The sequence below is a fragment of the Phocaeicola dorei genome (genome assembly GCF_013009555.1).
Classification (GTDB): Bacteria; Bacteroidota; Bacteroidia; order Bacteroidales; family Bacteroidaceae; genus Phocaeicola; species Phocaeicola dorei.
The window spans coordinates 4,557,360-4,574,550 of the sequence record NZ_CP046176.1; the positions used below are offsets into that span (position 1 = coordinate 4,557,360).

The window sequence follows — 17,191 nt, forward strand, 5'->3', positions numbered from 1 at the left end:
TCTAGAAAGATGTTTATTGATTTTAGTATAAAAGACCTCATCGATATCCTGCTGGTAGCCTATCTGCTTTATCAGACTTACCGTCTGATGAAAGATTCGGGTTCTATCAATATCTTCATCGGTATCCTAGTATTTATAGGTATCTGGCTGATTGTATCTCAGGTTTTGGAAATGAAACTGCTAGGGTCTATCTTCGATAAATTGGTCAGTGTAGGTGTCCTAGCCCTGATTATTCTTTTTCAGGATGATATACGCCGGTTCCTTGTCACACTGGGCTCGCATAAACAGTTGGGACGTTTTTTCCGCTTCCTGACGGGAAACAAGCAGGAAAAGACGGAAAAAGCGGATATTATGCCGATTGTACTTGCCTGTATGAGCATGAGCAAAGGGAAGGTGGGGGCACTGATTGTCATCGAAAAAAGTGTACCTCTGAATGACATCATCCGTACAGGAGAAATTATCAACGCCAATGTGAACCAACGACTGATAGAAAATATTTTCTTCAAAAACAGTCCATTACATGACGGAGCCATGATTATCCGCCATAAACGGATAGAAGCAGCCGGTTGTATTCTCCCGGTATCTCACGACTTGAATATCCCTAAAGAATTGGGATTAAGGCATCGGGCTGCCATGGGCGTATCGCAGGAAACAGATGCATTGGCCATTATCGTTTCAGAAGAAACAGGTGGCATATCCGTGGCTTATAAAGGACAATTCCATCTCAGACTGACTGCAGAAGAGCTGGAACGTATTCTGACAAAAGAAGACTAATAACCTATCCGGATTTTTACTCCACAGATTATCAATCTTAAACATAGAAATTCAACCTATGCAACCAGTAATGAAAATCAATTCAGCATCAAACTCATATAAGGATGCTCCGCTTCCAGTAACAACCGGGTAAAACCATCCAACGTATAAGTGTGATATTTTTTTTCCGGTATTCTCTCACGAAAGCAGATACCACCCCGTACCGTATAATAGCCGTTATTCTCCTGAATAACTTCATCCCCCTCAATATGTATATAAAGTTCGGATGCCGGATACTTATGGGCGAAAACCTTCAACAACTCCTCTGCACGGATAACTCTTGCCATCCCCAAAAACAAAGTATCGGCAGACGATGGAATAAAATAATCCATACGCTGTACCTTATATATATGGGCCGCTTCATACAATAAAGTATCCTGCACCGCATCCGTATCTGCCAGCAATTCCTTTATATATAATGTATCATCCCCCATTACCGTAAATGCCATCCCCACTATTTTATCCGCTTCCCGGGCAACCAGCAATTTGCCATTACCCAGTCTTAAATCGGCCATTATAACTAGAAAATCCTCTTTAGGATGCTGAATGCAACTCCTGCGCCCATGCATACGGGAATCAAAATAATGATAATGTTCCACACCGGGAAATTCGCATACCTCTATCCGGCAACTGGGCACAGGGCGTAATCTGTCTACCCTTACCTGCTCAACCGCATACCCAAAAACTGGAGCATATCCCGACCTGGCATAATAACCGAACAACCATTCCTCTGCAGGAATCAACGAAGCCAGCAAAACTCCATCTTCATACATACACCGATGCGTTTCCTTCAGTAGGCGTTTCATGGCTCCATGCTTCCTGTAATCCGGATGCGTACAAGCACCCGATATATACGAAGTAGAAATCACCTCACCACAAAAAGTCATAGGATAAGGTATCATCTGCAATGCGGAAATAATCTTTCCGTCTTCACGAATCACCCTGTTCACTTCATCCTTATATCTCATCTTGAAATATAAGTCGGTAAACTCATCGCTATCATTGAAGCAGAGTTTCCATAATGTTTTCACTTCATCTTTTGTGGTCATTGAGCTCTGCTATACATTTCTCGAGTAAAATAACGGGCTGATAAGAAAGTTTTGCTTTGCGCAAACCTTCCAGGCCAAGGTCTTCCTCGCGGTTTACATATATATATTGTTCGTCGATATGATTTGCATATTCATAGTTAATCATGGCATACGACCCTTCTATTCCCGTATCCGCCTTTTCAACACAAGTATCCCATGTTTCATGATTGATGGGAGCACCGTATGTAAAAGCGGCAATCTTCCCGTTGACATGAAGCACGCCACCCGTCAAACCCAACGCCTCCATATGGTTCAAGGCATATGTCATGGACTTACGTTCTGCCCCCAATGCCAATTGTTCCTCGCAGTTATTGGCACGACACCATTCCTCTTCCAGCTTCAAACATTCGGGAACCAGATCTGGAGTCAACGGTTTGTATTCATAATCAGGATACTGCTTCTTGAACTTGTTGATATGATTACGTTTGGCTTGAAACTTCTTTCCTTTCAAGGTTGCCAGGTCAGTACGCAAGTAGATATAATCAAAGTAATCCCGGTCTTCTGTAAAAGTGAAACGTCCGGGCATCACCGCCTCTATATCCGCTTTCATCCCCACGCATACCCCCAGCATACGCAATTTTGCCCCCATCTCTTCAGCATCCTTTATCAATGCTTCAAGAACAGGTTTCACATCTCCAGTTCCGACGGGCATCATGTAGGCCAATTCTTCTCCCGCATAGAAACGCAGCAACAGGTAATTATCCATCACGGCATATTTAGTCTGGTACAGGAAAATCCAACTACACAGATTGGCAAACGACAAGTCGCAATTACGACGCAAACTGCCTAAGGTAAAGGACTGTATCAAGTCTTTATCCGCTAAAGTTATATCTTTAAATTCTATCATAAAATATGGGTTGCTTGTTTTCTCACCACAAATCACAGAATCTTCATTTCATTCAAAGTGACAATAGTTATCAGACTGCTGTAAGAATGCTCTGTTACTACTAAATGCGGATAGACTTTTTATAAGCAATGCTCACCCCAATGACCATACCTATTGAAAATCAAATCAATCCTCTATAATCTGTGATGATTTTCTATATATAACAAAGATAACAGCTTTTTTGTTAAATCACACCTAATAATCTAAGAATTGTCGGTGTGAAAATCGCTGTCATAATTCCGTTCAAAGTCAATCCCAGACTAGCGTATGCTCCATATTTCCCACTGATTTCCATTGCTGTAGAAGTACCGACCGCATGAGTAGCCGTACCCATAGAAAGACCTTGCGCAATAGGACTCCCCACATGACCTACCCGAAGTACCTTGAAACCGAACACCGCTCCGAACAGACCGACTACCACCACAACGGCGGCCGTCAAAGACGGAATTCCTCCCGTGGCTTTCGAAACTTCCATAGCAATAGGAGTAGTCACAGATTTAGGAGCCAATGAACAAATAATCTCCGGAGTAGCTCCCAGCAATTTGGCAATGACCACCACGGCCACCAATCCCACCAAACAACCTGCCAACTGTGAAATGACAATAGGAAGCAACTGTTTCTTTATCATCTCCAACTGCAAATAAAGTGGCACGCCCAACGCTACCACCGCTGGTTTCAACCAAAATTCAATCAGGTGACCTCCTTCATTATATATTTCATAACTGATGCCGGTAAATTTCAAAAACAGAATCAACACGGCAATGGTAAGCAGAATCGGGTTTAACACTACCCATCCAGTCTTTTTCTGCAAGACACGTGACAAAAAAAACACCCCGAAGGTGAATGCCAGCAAAAAGAACTTATTTTCTAAATATTCCATTTGATTTTCTAACTAATTGGTGAACCCATCCTGTTACGACCAGTACCAAAACCGTACTGACCACTGTCGCAATTACTATCGGCCAAAACTGTGCTTCAATGACATCAAAATAAAGCATCAGTGCCACACCGGGCGGAACGAAGAAAAAGCCCAGATTAGCAACCAAGAAATCGGACAGCCCCTGCACCCATTGCAGTTTTATCCAACCCAATTTGAGAAAAAGGGTGAGCAACAGCATTCCTATAATGCTGGACGGAAGCTTGATACCCGTCAAAAAAACAATCAATTCACCCAAAGCCAAACAGCCAAATAATATGGCGCACTGACGAATCATACCTTATAAATTTATTAAATACTTATTGAAAACTGCGCAAAGTTAAGGAAACATCCCGTTTGGTGTTCAATAACATACACTTTTAGCATACTTTAAACCAAAAATAATATTGATTTTGCAATGTAGATATTGCAAAATTAGCTAATTTTGCATCGTGAAAAACAACACTCGTCTTTAGAACGTACATAATTAATATATTATCATGGATTTAATTTCTCAAATCGTTGAGCGCGCGAAAGCAAACAAACAGCGCATTGTTCTTCCGGAAGGAACTGAAGAACGTACTTTAAAAGCTGCCAACCAAATATTGACAGACGGTGTTGCCGACCTAATTTTATTGGGAAACCCCGATGAAATCATGAGCCTGGCTAAACAATGGGGGTTAGGGAATATCGGTAAAGCCACTATTATTGATCCCACAGACCACCCGAAGAAAGAAGAGTATGCACAATTGCTGTGTGAACTCCGCAAGAAAAAAGGTATGACCATCGAAGAGGCCCGTAAACTGGTTGTCGATCCGCTGTATCTAGGATGTCTCATTATCAAGGCTGATGATGCCGACGGACAGTTGGCCGGCGCACGCAACACAACAGGTAACGTACTTCGTCCCGCTTTACAGATTATCAAGACTACTCCGGGTATCACTTGCGTATCCGGTGCCATGCTGTTGCTGACTCATGCTCCCGAATACGGAAATAACGGTGTAATTGTAATGGGTGACGTTGCTGTAACCCCGGTACCGGATGCCAACCAACTGGCTCAAATTGCAGTTTGTACCGCTCAGACCGCCAAAGCTGTTGCCGGAATTGATCCTCGCGTAGCTATGTTAAGTTTCTCAACCAAGGGTTCTGCCAAACATGAAGTGGTAGATAAAGTGGTGGAAGCTTTGGCAATCGCTAAGGAAATGGCTCCCGATTTGAAGATTGACGGTGAACTGCAAGCTGATGCAGCTTTGGTTCCGCACATCGGTGCAAGCAAAGCCCCGGGATCAGAAATCGCAGGTAAGGCAAACGTACTGGTTGTTCCTTGTCTGGAAGTAGGTAATATTTCTTATAAATTAGTAGAACGTCTGGGACACGCTACCGCTATCGGCCCGATCCTGCAAGGTATCGCTCGTCCGGTGAATGACCTGTCACGCGGCTGCTCTATCGACGATGTTTATAAGATGATTGCCATTACTGCCAATCAGGCTATTGCCGCTAAAGAAAACAAATAATCATTCTCCAAACAACAACATCATGAAAATATTAGTGCTTAATTGCGGTAGTTCTTCTATTAAATATAAATTATTTGATATGACTACCAAAGAAGTCCTGGCACAGGGCGGTATAGAAAAAATCGGTTTGGTAGGCTCTTTCCTGAAACTGACTTTGCCTAACGGTGAAAAGAAAATATTAGAAAAAGACATCCCAGAACATACCGCAGGTATCGAGTTCATTCTGAATACATTGGTGAGCCCGGAATATGGCGCAATCAAGTCATTGGATGAAATCAACGCAGTAGGTCACCGTATGGTACATGGCGGAGAACGTTTCAGCGAATCTGTATTGCTGAATAAAGAAGTACTGGATGCTTTTATCGCTTGCAACGATTTAGCTCCGCTTCATAACCCGGCTAACCTGAAAGGTGTGAATGCTGTTTCTGCCATTCTGCCCAACGTTCCCCAAGTAGGTGTATTTGATACGGCATTCCATCAAACAATGCCCGACTATGCATATATGTATGCCATTCCATACGAACTGTATGAAAAATACGGTGTGCGCCGTTATGGCTTCCATGGAACTTCTCATCGCTATGTTTCACAACGTGTATGCGAATTCCTTGGCGTTGATCCGAAAGGAAAGAAAATTATCACTTGCCACATCGGTAACGGTGGTTCCATTTCAGCTATCAAAGATGGTAAATGTATAGACACCAGTATGGGGCTGACCCCATTGGAAGGTCTTGTAATGGGAACTCGTAGTGGTGACATCGATGCAGGCGCCGTTACTTTCATCATGGAAAAAGAAGGATTAAATGCAACCGGCATATCCAACTTACTAAACAAGAAGAGTGGTGTATTAGGCGTTTCAGGAGTATCCAGCGATATGCGCGAACTGGAAGCCGCTGTTGCTGCCGGAAATCCGAAAGCTATTTTGGCTGAAAAGATGTATTTCTACCGCATCAAGAAATATATTGGTGCATACGCTGCCGCTCTAGGTGGTGTAGACATCATCCTGTTCACTGGTGGTGTAGGTGAAAATCAAGCCAATTGCCGTTCTGAAGTTTGTGAAGGTTTGGAATTCATGGGTGTGAAGATTGACCTTGAAAAGAACAAGGTTCGTGGAGAAGAAGCTATTATTTCTGCCGATGACTCCAAAGTGACAGTAGCTGTTATCCCAACTGATGAAGAGCTGATGATTGCCAGCGATACTCTGGCTATTCTGAATAAGTAATTTTATTGTTTGGTTAAATATATAAATTATAGAAGGCTGCTACGCGTGATGCATAGTAGCCTTTTTTTAGGAATATTGACTTTCTCCCTCAACATACTGCTCAAGGAACATATTTTCACCATCAAATACAGCATACGAAAAATCTTGTATCCAGTCACCAAGAATCAACATACGTGAAGTACGGCTCAGCATCAAGTCTAGCATAATGTGGCGATGACCATAAATAAAATAATTGATATCCGGATGGTCTTTAAGGTAATTTTTAGTAAACAATACCAACGGTTCCTTGTCCTCTCCCATATACTCGGGTTCCTTACCACCTTCACGCTTCAGACGGCTATGCTTGGCCCATTCCAAGCCAAGTTCTATGCTCCAACGGGGATGTATGGTAGAAAACAGTGTTCGCAAAGTGGTACTATGAAACATAGAACGCAACAATTTGAACTTGGCATCTTTATCTCCCAATCCGTCACCATGTGCCAAGAAAAACTCCTTCCCATAAATCTCACAGGTCAACGGCTGACGATGAATAGTCACCCCGCACTCTTTTTCCAAGTAATCACCACACCAGATGTCATGATTACCGATAAAGAAATGCACCTCCACTCCCAAATCGGTCAACTCGGAAATCTTCCCCAAGAAACGAGTATAGCCTTTCGGCACTACCAGTTTGAACTCGTACCAAAAGTCGAATATATCTCCCAACAGGTACACTGCTGCAGCATTATGTTTTATACTATCCAGAAAATTCACCAAACGGCGCTCCTGTGTCCGCCCGTGTGCTATGGCACGAGAACCTAAATGTGCATCGGAAAGGAAATATACGTTCTTCATAATCTTACTAAATTAAATACCTCATAAATTAAAAAATCGAGAATAGAGAATTAAAAAACAACACCTTGTCCAATAACTTAGACATATTGGCAATTCTTATTCCCCAATTTTAATTCTCAACTTTCAATTTATTAGAGGAAACCCAATTCCAATTTAGCTTCTTCACTCATCATATCTTTATCCCATTCGGGTTCAAAAACCAAGTTCACGACCGATGAAGTAACTCCTTCCACAGAGTCGACTTTCTGACGGACATCCTCCATAATAAAATCTGCAGCAGGACAATTGGGAGCAGTCAATGTCATATCTAACACTACTTCTCCATCATCTTGCAAATCAATCTTATATATCAAGCCTAAATCGTATATATTCACCGGAATCTCGGGATCATATACGGTTTTCAACATGGCTATAATCTTCTCTTCTGTTTTTAAACGGGTATCTGCATCCATATCTCTCGTTGTTTTAATTGCAAATTTAATGATTTTCTACATTCTTCCTTCATCAGCATAGCTATAAAATTTGCCATCCGTTAAAATAACATGATCTATCAGTCTTATGTTCATTACTTTTGCCGCCTTGTCAAGATGTTCCGTCAACCGATCATCCTCTGTACTAGGTCGCATACTGCCGGAAGGATGGTTGTGACAAAGTGCCATGGCAACGGCCCGTTTCAACAATGCTTCCCTCAATACACAACGGACATCCACCGCTGTAGAGGCCAGTCCTCCGGAACTTATCTTTATACGGTCAATTACTTTGGAAGCCTGGTTCAACAACAATACCCAACATTCCTCTATAGGCAAATCACACATCAACGGATAAAAATATTGATAAACATCACGGGAGCTGAGAATGACCTTACGTTCTTTTCCCTCTTCCTCCTTTCGGCGCTTTCCCAATTCGGAAGCCGCCAAAATGGTGATAGCTTTGGCAGGACCTATCCCTTTATAGTGACACAGCTCATCTACAGTCGTTTTGCCCAATTCATTCAAACTATTATGATAATCACTCAACACTTTACGCATTAACTCCACTGCAGAATCCTCCGTATTTCCCGAACCTATCAGAATAGCAAGCAATTCAGCATCCGAAAGTGTCCCCACTCCATGCAACATCATCTTTTCACGAGGACGATCTTCTTCCGCCCATTGGTTTATGGTTAGTTTTTCTGCCATCTTTCTTTATTTTCCCCACCATAAAGATACATAAAAAGTCCATCACTTTAAACACCTCTTTATGGTAAAATTCTATTTATAAAAATTCTTCTCAAATGCGGCAAATTCGTTTTTCCCCAACACACAGCGTTTCCACCAGGCCCTCAGGAAACCTGTTCCATAGCCAATCAACTGAATAAAAGAAGCAAGGATGGATAATAATCCTATTTTGAAACTTTTATTTCGCAATGTGGAATCTACACAAATGATAAGAGCAAAAAGCAGCAGCAAAGACAAACTCCAGCTACAAACCAACGAATATAACAACAGGAATACAATTCCTATAGTAAAAAGTGCCGGTAACAAATGTACAACTTTCAATGATTTAGGATACTTTTTATACAGATTGATACGGGCAATACCCGAATTGTGCACTTGCTTGAAAAACTTCTTCAAATCGGTACGACGCTTGTGCCACACCCATGCTTCAGGGAACAACCGACAAGCATATCCCCCTTGAAAGATACGGATACTGAAATCAATATCTTCTCCAAAACGCATCTTAGAAAATCCTCCCAACGCTTTATATACCTCAGCCCGTACCCCCATATTAAAACTACGGGGATAGAATTTATCCATTTTTTTCTTCCCTCCACGGATACCTCCGGTAGTAAAAAACGAAGTCATGGCATAATTTATCGCTTTCTGTATATTGGTAAACGAATCATGAGCACGGTCAGGACCACCAAAAGCATCCGCCTTCTGCTGTTGAAGCTCTGACTCGACAGCCGCCAAATACCCTTCAGGCAAAATACAATCAGAATCCAATATGATAAGATATTCTCCATGCCCCCGTTCCGCTCCATAATTGCGGGTCTGCCCGGGACCGGAATTGGATTTGAAATAATAACATATATCCAACCGGTCAGCGTAATTATCTACCACTTCCTTGCACGGAACAGATGAACCATCCTCCACTACCAGGACTTCAAAATTCTTATTTGTCTGCCTTGTAAGACTGTTCAATAACTCATCCACCTCTTCAGGACGATTATAAACCGGTATAATAAAAGAATATCTCATTGCTTTATTTTGATTTTATCCATCACAGAGAAGTACAAAGAAACATAAAAAAGGCGGAGCTTGCAACAAGTTCCGCCTTTTTATATGCATATATAAATAGATTATGCCTTCACACGGCCTACATATGAACCGTCACGAGTATCGATTTCAATCGTTTCACCTTCATTGATGAATAAAGGAACACGCACAATAGCACCCGATTCCACTGTAGCAGGTTTCAACGTATTGGTAGCCGTATCCCCCTTCAGGCCCGGTTCAGTATAAGTTATCTTCATCTGCACTTTTACCGGAACATCAGCAAATAATACTGTTTCTGTAGAAGCATCAGAAACCACATCCACCACCATTCCTTCCAGCAGGAAGTCTACTCCGTTAATCAAGTCATGAGCAATAGGAATCTGGTCGAATGTTTCCTGATTCATAAAAATATAGTCTGCACCTTCCATATACAAATATTGGTGCGGGCGACGTTCCACACGTACATCTTCCAATTTTTCACCGATGTTGAAACGACGTTCCAAAACGTAACCATTAACCACATCTTTCAATTTAGTACGCATGAATGTGTTACCTTTTCCCGGTTTTACATGCAGGAAGTCAATACAGAAATACAATTTACCGTCCATACGGATAGCTGTTCCGATTTTAATGTCTTGAGCATTAATCATACTTTTCTTTGCTTATATTTGATTATTATTTCAGATTATATTCACTTACAGCTGTGATTTCGAGTGCAAAAGTAATGTAAATCAAGAAAAAACGCAAAAAGAAATCACTAAAAATGAGTTATCTCTTTGTTTATTTCAAAAAAGTCACTAATTTTGCAGCCCGTTACTCATGGTGAATAATAACATAAAATAAGTATATACAATGAAAAGAACGTTCCAACCCTCTAACAGAAAGAGAAAAAACAAACACGGATTCCGTGAAAGAATGGCAACTGCTAACGGTCGTCGCGTATTGGCCAGCCGTCGTGCAAAAGGCCGTAAGAAATTAACTGTATCTGATGAATACAACGGAAAATAATTCATCTGACCGGAAAAAACAAAAGGAGTGAAGTCGCAGAGACTTTGCTCCTTTTATTTTTTCTGACTAAACCAAACAGCCATGAAAAAGTAACTTAAATGACCAAATAAGTCAACTGAAACAACTAGGTAAGTTGACTTGCTTGTCCCATACAGTCGGCTTACTGAAAACAGTCTATTTATTTCTCCTTTCTCTCGCCCACTCCATCACATTAGCCGGAGCGCGTTCCGCCAGATATTCCTTCTTCATAAAATCCATATAGGGTGCTACGTGGTCAAAGAATTGATAATATCCCTTACACAAGTAATTCAATCCTGGTTCACCGTCTTTACTTAACATGAAACGATTCTTCGGACATTCCCCATGACAGGCAAACTCATAAGAACAGTTCAAGCACTGCTGTGGCAGACTATTGTGCTTCATCGCACCAAAAGTTTCCTGTTCTTTACTATACATCATCTCCACCAAAGTCTTCTGATAAATATTTCCCAATTTATACTCAGGAAAGACAAAATGATCGCAAGCATACACATCACCGTTGAATTCCATCACAGCTGCATGTCCACAATATTTAGCTAATGAACAAATTCCTGGCTGCTGTCCCACCCAATTGGCCAACGTAGAATCAAACAACTGAATATAGTAATTACCCACATCATTCAGCACCCATTCGTCGAAAATGGTACAAAGGAAATTCCCCCACTGCTCAGGAGTAATGGAGAAAGAAGCCAGTTCACCGTCTTTTTGCTTTAATGAAGAAAGCCGAAGACCGTCTGCACGGTTAGACAGTCGCTCGACAATGGGAGTAAACTGTATATAATGGCAATCAAGCTCGTCACGAAAGAAACGATAGAAGTCTAACGGATAATCTGCATTATAGTCATTGACCACTGCCATGGCATTCCATTCCACTCCATGCTTTTTCAACAGGTTAATCCCTTTCATTACCTTATAGAAAGAAGGTTGCCCCATCTTATTCTTCCGGTATTCATCGTGAAATTCCTGAGGACCGTCTATAGAAATGCCTACCAAAAAATTATTCTCACGGAAGAATTCACACCATTCATCTGTCAGCAATGTGCCATTTGTCTGAATGCAATTATCAATGGTTCTACCACCTGCATATTTTTTCTGAAGTTCCAAGGCTTTCTTATAAAAAACTAAAGGACGCATCAAAGTTTCTCCCCCATGCCAGGTAAACAAAACTTGCGGCATGGTTTGCGACTGAATATATTCTTTAATAAATTTCTCCAGTAATTCATCGCTCATCACATGACGCGGCTGTTCCTCATATAACTTGGATTTTTCCAAATAGTAACAATAATCACAGGCCAGATTACAAACCGCACCTACAGGTTTGGTCATTATATATAGCGGCTTTGCAAAAGGAGTTATGGTTGCTTCTTTCATTTGTTTTTCATTTAATTCCTAGTATAAAGAATACAAAGATAAAGCTATTTTTCAATATTCGTTCTTACAGTAACAGGTTTATGCTACCCTCTACCTCCAAAAGGACATTCTTCTTGCCACCCAATCTGTTTCAAATATAAGAGTTCCACCTTGCTTCAAACTCTTGAAACAAAATGAAACTCTGACCCTCTATTTAAAATATCACTTGAAAACGTGTCTGAAACGCACTTAATGACTGATTTTCAAATCCCACTCTATCCGTTATCTTAGTATAAGAGTACCGGAATCTCCATATCATATACTTATTGATATAATAATTGACAGTAAAAGAGACATCGTTCAAACGCCCGCCATAAATATGGGACCGGGTATCCGACATATCAGTATAGTTATATCCGAATACGCATTCCAACGAACCAGAGTCCGGAGTGGCAATACCACAATCCGTATGTGAATATCTATAATTACCACCTATCAGCAAACCTCTCAGTATTCCATACATACCACTCGCTTTATAATTCTTAAAATCCTTTTTCCGATTCACTTGAAGATAATAATATTGTGCTTCCAATGCCACAGGACCATATCCTGCTATCATCTCCGGTGTAAATTTTATCAGGTTCTTTGCATCCGGAATCAAGGCATTCACAGCTCTGACTTTTGCAATACGCGTCGGGAAATTAGCCCCCAAGTCAAAGCTAGTATGGTTAAGTGTAGGTTCGCTATTGTATCTAGGTGTTTCGTAAGCACCGGAAATACCCAACTGAAACAATCTCCCTGTATCATGTAAAGGACGATAGACCAAGCGGCTCATAGCACCATAACCCATTTTACCCAATTCATTGGATTTCTTCTTAAGAGCCTCGCTCTCCACATGAACACTAGCTGTACCGAAAAAATCATTTTTGTCATACACAAACATAGCTCCCATCAGCCGGCTGTTGAAAAAAGCCTCATTACTTGCCGGCTCCTCCATGGTTACTTTCATAGACGAACTAGTAGAACTTTGAAGCCCGAACTGATGTACAAAATTCCCTACACGTAATAACGCATGTGAGGAAAATTGTCTTTCTACAAATATGTCTTTTAAACTGACCTTTCCATACGCATAGCCTATATCCACTTTCGCTTTATATTTTCCATAGGTTGCTTTTACACCTATCCGGGCATCAGGAATCGCTACACCATCTACAAAGTTTTTATTATCTGAATGAAACAAGCCTCCATCCATTAAGATTCGTCCCGTAGGACGTATTTGCAAGACTGATTGTTCCTGTGCATTTACCTGTACGGAGAGCAATATCAGGAGAAAGACTCCTAATGATACAAGATTTTTCATAATATACAGTTTTAATGGTAACCATCTAAGTGCCTTGTCAATCGGTCTCTGATTTTTGTCATACTGAGGGCAGTGAAGAATCTGTAAGGCCACACAATGAAAGCAATCAACCAGATTCTTCCTCCCATCAGCACCCGGTCAATAGTCATGCTTTTAGGATTAGCAAAAACGCTTGTCCGGTTCATCTAAGAAAAACATTACATTAAATAGTTACGGCTTATGGTTAAGTTATAGGGGATTATTTTTTGGAAACAGACTGAACGAGTCCTGCTTTTTGCAGCTTGGAAAACTCATCTTTCGCCTTATTAAGCTGTTTCACAAAAGCATCGTTGACATGGAGACGGGCAACAACAGCACTAGCCACAATTCGGGCAGCATCCACATCACTTTGGAAATGATACCCACAAATAACACGACTCTGTCCCATTTCAAATCCTCTTTTCAGAATCTCATTCTGCCTGTCAGGATTGACTTCTGCCAAAACAAGGGCAGTAGCCCATCCTATGGCTGTATGTCCCGAAGGATAGGAACCATTCGTTGAAAGTTCTTCCTGCTGTTCGGGATTACAAGTCATTTCATTGAAAAAACTAAAAGGACGTACACGCATATAATACTCTTTAGCATGACGGGTAGCCAAATCTCCGGCATCCTCTCTCATATTAATAATGAGCCTATACAGTTCTGGTGTTTTATCCCTCGTTATTTCAATACCAAAAGCCTCCGAAAAGGCAAAGGGAACGCCATCACCATTTACACGGGCATCACTGGCAGCTTGTTCACCCCGAGGAGTATCCCTTTGCAATTTCCCCCAGTCGTAACGGGCTTTGTCATACAAGAACAAAATACTTCCGGCTTCAGGAGGAGGAGGCAGCAACTCCAGACTATTGGCAACCTCAGATTCTTCCAAATAATAAAGTTCGGGATTGGTTCTTCTATCCTTTATTTTTTTCTCTTGTGCAAAGATGTTTAATGAAACGGCACAAAACACTAGAAGTAAGGCAAACTTTGTTTTCATGATAAAAGTTTAGTTTAAACGGTTAATTAATAAAATTCAATTGGTTTTTCGAAAAACATTTTAATCATCTACGGAACATACGACAGACAATCAGAGTGTCCGCATCTGACGGAAACAAAAGTAGTGTTTGAAATTATCCCGAAAATACCTTTTTAATCCCGTTTCTTCCTTTTATATGACCAAAACATCCTAGAAGAGAAAAGGAGAGAAAAAGGAGAGCCGGAAGTGTTTCAGCACTTCCGGCAAAAAAGCCATTCCTTATAATAAAACAGATACACGAAACCGGCTCTACGAAATACAGTAAATTGAGATAACTCTAAAGATGAACTTATTTTCTTCTTGAACTGATACGGTCATAAAGCAGATTGATGACTTTACAATCAAACTCCCCCTCAGGATAAAGTTGTTCTATTTCTTTCCTTACATTATACTTATGTCTTGTTACCGTTGCCTGATCTACATCCAGCACTCTTGAAATAATAGTAGCATCAATATCTTCTATCATCAAAAGTATCGTTATAAAATATCTTTCTTTTCCCCTTCGTTTCATAAAGGATAATTTACCCAATTCAGGATATTTGTCAGCAAAATCCAAACACACCTGTTTCAGTTCCTGACGCATCTTATCCTCTCCCTCTGTTTTTCTGTATCCCAAGGCATCAAACAGGGTCTTGACTTTTTTGGCAACCTCATGAACATCCATTTCCAGTTCCTCCCCATTCATCCCGACATCATCCGGATTTATCCTTTTTTTATCCATCAGTGCTTTCCGAGTTTCTCTTTTCCGTCTTTTCAAAAGGAAAAGAGCAAGAAAAGCCGATAGCAGCACTGCTATTGACAGGATGATATACAGCGCATAGGACATCTCTTCTTTTTCTATCAAGATAGGAAGCAAGCCTGATTTACCATCAAAAAGGAATAATCCTGACTTACATCCCAAAACCGCTTTCCGTCCATTGACGGCAATACAAGGCTTGCTAAAAGCCAAATCGCAGAATAATGGTTCTGGAACACCGGCATCATCCAATCCCTTAAAACTCATGCCATAATAATAGAGTATGAAAAAGCCCTCATTAGGATTCTTTTCAAGAGCTCCCGATATTGATTTCACATGTTTCACTGGCAGCAAGGTCGCATTTTCCTCATTAACGATTCCCAACGAGGTATTCAAGTATTTATTTCTACCATTCACTATCACACCATAAACACTCTCATACCCTGATAAATCACGTATCTGCCAGAAAGATTCCTGCGGCCTGTTTAAAGGCCTTCCATACAATCCTTTGTTCAAGGTCGTTACATAAATACTGTCCTCATTCTCACAAATTCCGGTAATATAAGCGTCGATAGTATCTTTCTCCCCCTTATCTGACACGACCGGAATAGAAGTTACAATATGGTCCTGCTGTTCATCTATAATACCTAAATATTCCCTAGTACCCACATAAAGACAATGTTCCGCGGTGGAATAATAAAGAGAAGTGATATTATTCTGCTCTTTCGTGTTACTGAACTGCAAAAGACACTCCGCTCTATTGCTTTTAATCTTATAAAGTTTCTTACGCGTAGCAAGAAAGAAAGTATTAGGACTGGTTTCCAAAAATTTTATAATATCATTACCTACAATATCCAAACCTTCAATCTTTCCTAAAGACTTTGATTTGAATTCCGGATGATTATAGACGAACTTATACAGATGTAAACGAAGATCATCGGTAATAAAGAAAATGGAGTCTCCCGTCCTTTTATCACTAACCGCCAATACATTATTGTCTAAATCTGCCGAGTTCTGCCGCAAGGCAAAAGAAAGCATAGCCTCTTTACATGCCAGATGCAGAAAGTCTTTCCCCATAAAGCCTATCTGTCTGGCGATAGTACTGACTCCATTCGGCAAATCATATTTTAAAGTGTAACCGTCTTTAACATAAAGTATAGAATTAGCACTGATAAACCATTCATCCTTGTCGGGGCCTTGAGCATACAAGTAGCACCGTCCTTTGTGTACAAACGTCTTTTTTCCATCGGGAGCTATCTTGAAAACCGAATTTTCCAACAAAGCATATACCGTATCATTATAAACACTGACATTGGTAACCAGAGAATCTATAACAGGTCGTTTAAAATCCGTTTCAAGATTACGGACAACGAACAACCCCTGTTCACTAGCCACATATAGTCTTTTTTCCTTTATCACGACCTTGTTCACCCCACAGTTTTTACTACATTTCCCTAGTTGAATGGGAGTAAGTTCATGAGATGTGGAACCATCTTTCAAATTCAATCTAAACAGTCCATTACTAGTCCCCACATACAAACACTGTTTATCATCATCCAAAGTCATACTATATACCGAATAATTCATCCTCTTATTTTTTATGTAGTAAGTCTGGGTCTGCTGAGAGGATTTAGCCAGCAGCTTCAAACCAGCATCTCTTGTTCCCACAAACAGAGAATCTTCACTATATTCCAATATATCATATATACGCCGGTTGCTATTAATGGAATAGGTCTGGCAATTATTATTCACTTTTTCTATGATACAACCGTCTTCCTGACCAATATAAAGTTTATCCGCATCTGCTGTCGAACGGCTGATACATGATATAGGAGCGTCAAATGTATTGATATTGCAAGTGAGCTTTATAGGTTTCGGGACAAGTGCATCCTTGCAGCCTGTCAAACAGAACAAGGCTAATATAAAAAGAAAGTACAGGCTTTTTTTCATATTCAATTTTACTCATTTAAGTGATATCGATTAAACAAAGGCTTTCTACAATCAATCAAAAAGTTGAATGTCCGTTATGTTTATGCAAATATAATACGTTTTCTCAAAATCCGGAAGGTTCTTAACAGATTATTAGCTAATTCCTTCATATGCCCTCTATATACAA

General features: G+C 40.6%; 17 protein-coding genes. 4 read left to right on the forward strand and 13 right to left on the reverse strand.

Annotated elements, in window-relative coordinates:
- The first annotated feature begins 9 nt into the window (after positions 1 to 9).
- Positions 10 to 774, forward strand: coding sequence for a diadenylate cyclase CdaA (gene cdaA, locus GKD17_RS18735; RefSeq protein ID WP_005840698.1), 765 nt, complete (start codon positions 10 to 12; stop codon positions 772 to 774).
- Between the two features lie 77 nt (positions 775 to 851).
- Here the strand turns inward: cdaA and GKD17_RS18740 are convergent, their stop codons facing one another.
- The 4 genes from GKD17_RS18740 to GKD17_RS18755 all read right to left on the reverse strand — a co-directional run bounded on the left by GKD17_RS18740 (position 852) and on the right by GKD17_RS18755 (position 4,001).
- A complete protein-coding gene (locus tag GKD17_RS18740; RefSeq protein WP_007833050.1) occupies positions 852 to 1,862 on the reverse strand; it encodes a GNAT family N-acetyltransferase in 1,011 nt (336 codons plus the stop codon).
- A complete protein-coding gene (locus tag GKD17_RS18745; protein ID WP_007833048.1) occupies positions 1,846 to 2,748 on the reverse strand; it encodes a DUF2156 domain-containing protein in 903 nt (300 codons plus the stop codon). Before GKD17_RS18745 ends, GKD17_RS18740 begins: the two co-directional genes overlap by 17 nt.
- 223 nt (positions 2,749 to 2,971) lie before the next feature.
- Positions 2,972 to 3,667: an LrgB family protein gene (locus tag GKD17_RS18750; protein ID WP_007833046.1), complete on the reverse strand. Its 696-nt coding sequence runs from the start codon at positions 3,665 to 3,667 to the stop codon at positions 2,972 to 2,974.
- Positions 3,648 to 4,001: a CidA/LrgA family protein gene (locus tag GKD17_RS18755; protein ID WP_005840692.1), complete on the reverse strand. Its 354-nt coding sequence runs from the start codon at positions 3,999 to 4,001 to the stop codon at positions 3,648 to 3,650. The genes GKD17_RS18750 and GKD17_RS18755 overlap by 20 nt, the downstream gene beginning before the upstream one ends.
- 202 nt (positions 4,002 to 4,203) lie before the next feature.
- Here GKD17_RS18755 and pta point away from each other — a divergent pair, with 202 nt between their 5' ends.
- Entirely contained in the window at positions 4,204 to 5,217 is a 1,014-nt protein-coding gene (gene pta, locus GKD17_RS18760; RefSeq protein WP_007833044.1) for a phosphate acetyltransferase, read from the forward strand.
- 22 nt (positions 5,218 to 5,239) lie between these two features.
- A complete protein-coding gene (locus GKD17_RS18765; RefSeq protein ID WP_007833042.1) occupies positions 5,240 to 6,436 on the forward strand; it encodes an acetate kinase in 1,197 nt (398 codons plus the stop codon).
- Positions 6,437 to 6,502: 66 nt separating this feature from the next.
- On the opposite strand, the gene GKD17_RS18770 is transcribed toward GKD17_RS18765, so the two are convergent.
- The 5 genes from GKD17_RS18770 to efp all read right to left on the reverse strand — a co-directional run bounded on the left by GKD17_RS18770 (position 6,503) and on the right by efp (position 10,178).
- Positions 6,503 to 7,270 (reverse strand): UDP-2,3-diacylglucosamine diphosphatase, encoded by a 768-nt coding sequence (locus GKD17_RS18770; protein WP_007833040.1) that lies wholly within the window; start codon positions 7,268 to 7,270, stop codon positions 6,503 to 6,505.
- A gap of 131 nt (positions 7,271 to 7,401) precedes the next feature.
- Complete coding sequence (locus tag GKD17_RS18775; RefSeq protein WP_005840684.1) at positions 7,402 to 7,722, reverse strand: iron-sulfur cluster assembly protein; 321 nt, start codon at positions 7,720 to 7,722, stop codon at positions 7,402 to 7,404.
- A 36-nt stretch (positions 7,723 to 7,758) separates the two neighbouring features.
- Positions 7,759 to 8,448, reverse strand: a complete 690-nt coding sequence (gene radC, locus GKD17_RS18780; protein ID WP_007833038.1) for a RadC family protein — start codon at positions 8,446 to 8,448, stop codon at positions 7,759 to 7,761.
- A 72-nt stretch (positions 8,449 to 8,520) separates the two neighbouring features.
- Positions 8,521 to 9,510 carry a glycosyltransferase family 2 protein gene (locus GKD17_RS18785; protein ID WP_007833036.1) on the reverse strand — a complete coding sequence of 330 codons (990 nt, stop codon included), beginning with the start codon at positions 9,508 to 9,510 and terminating at the stop codon, positions 8,521 to 8,523.
- Positions 9,511 to 9,611: 101 nt separating this feature from the next.
- A complete protein-coding gene (gene efp / locus GKD17_RS18790) occupies positions 9,612 to 10,178 on the reverse strand; it encodes an elongation factor P (protein ID WP_007833032.1) in 567 nt (188 codons plus the stop codon).
- A gap of 202 nt (positions 10,179 to 10,380) precedes the next feature.
- Between efp and rpmH the strand changes: the two genes are divergently transcribed.
- On the forward strand, positions 10,381 to 10,536 hold the full coding sequence (rpmH, locus tag GKD17_RS18795; RefSeq protein ID WP_005840676.1) for a 50S ribosomal protein L34: 156 nt from the start codon (positions 10,381 to 10,383) through the stop codon (positions 10,534 to 10,536).
- A 174-nt stretch (positions 10,537 to 10,710) separates the two neighbouring features.
- Here rpmH and GKD17_RS18800 read toward each other — a convergent pair whose 3' ends face one another.
- From GKD17_RS18800 to GKD17_RS18815, 4 genes are all read right to left on the reverse strand, one after another.
- The gene (locus GKD17_RS18800; RefSeq protein ID WP_007833026.1) at positions 10,711 to 11,946 is read right to left on the reverse strand and encodes an anaerobic sulfatase-maturation protein; all 1,236 of its coding nucleotides are present in this window, start codon (positions 11,944 to 11,946) and stop codon (positions 10,711 to 10,713) included.
- 193 nt (positions 11,947 to 12,139) lie between these two features.
- On the reverse strand, positions 12,140 to 13,285 hold the full coding sequence (locus GKD17_RS18805; protein ID WP_007856317.1) for an OprO/OprP family phosphate-selective porin: 1,146 nt from the start codon (positions 13,283 to 13,285) through the stop codon (positions 12,140 to 12,142).
- A 238-nt stretch (positions 13,286 to 13,523) separates the two neighbouring features.
- Entirely contained in the window at positions 13,524 to 14,300 is a 777-nt protein-coding gene (locus tag GKD17_RS18810; RefSeq protein WP_007833022.1) for an acid phosphatase, read from the reverse strand.
- Between the two features lie 328 nt (positions 14,301 to 14,628).
- Positions 14,629 to 17,025 carry a ligand-binding sensor domain-containing protein gene (locus GKD17_RS18815; protein WP_007833020.1) on the reverse strand — a complete coding sequence of 799 codons (2,397 nt, stop codon included), beginning with the start codon at positions 17,023 to 17,025 and terminating at the stop codon, positions 14,629 to 14,631.
- Positions 17,026 to 17,191: the final 166 nt, after the last annotated feature.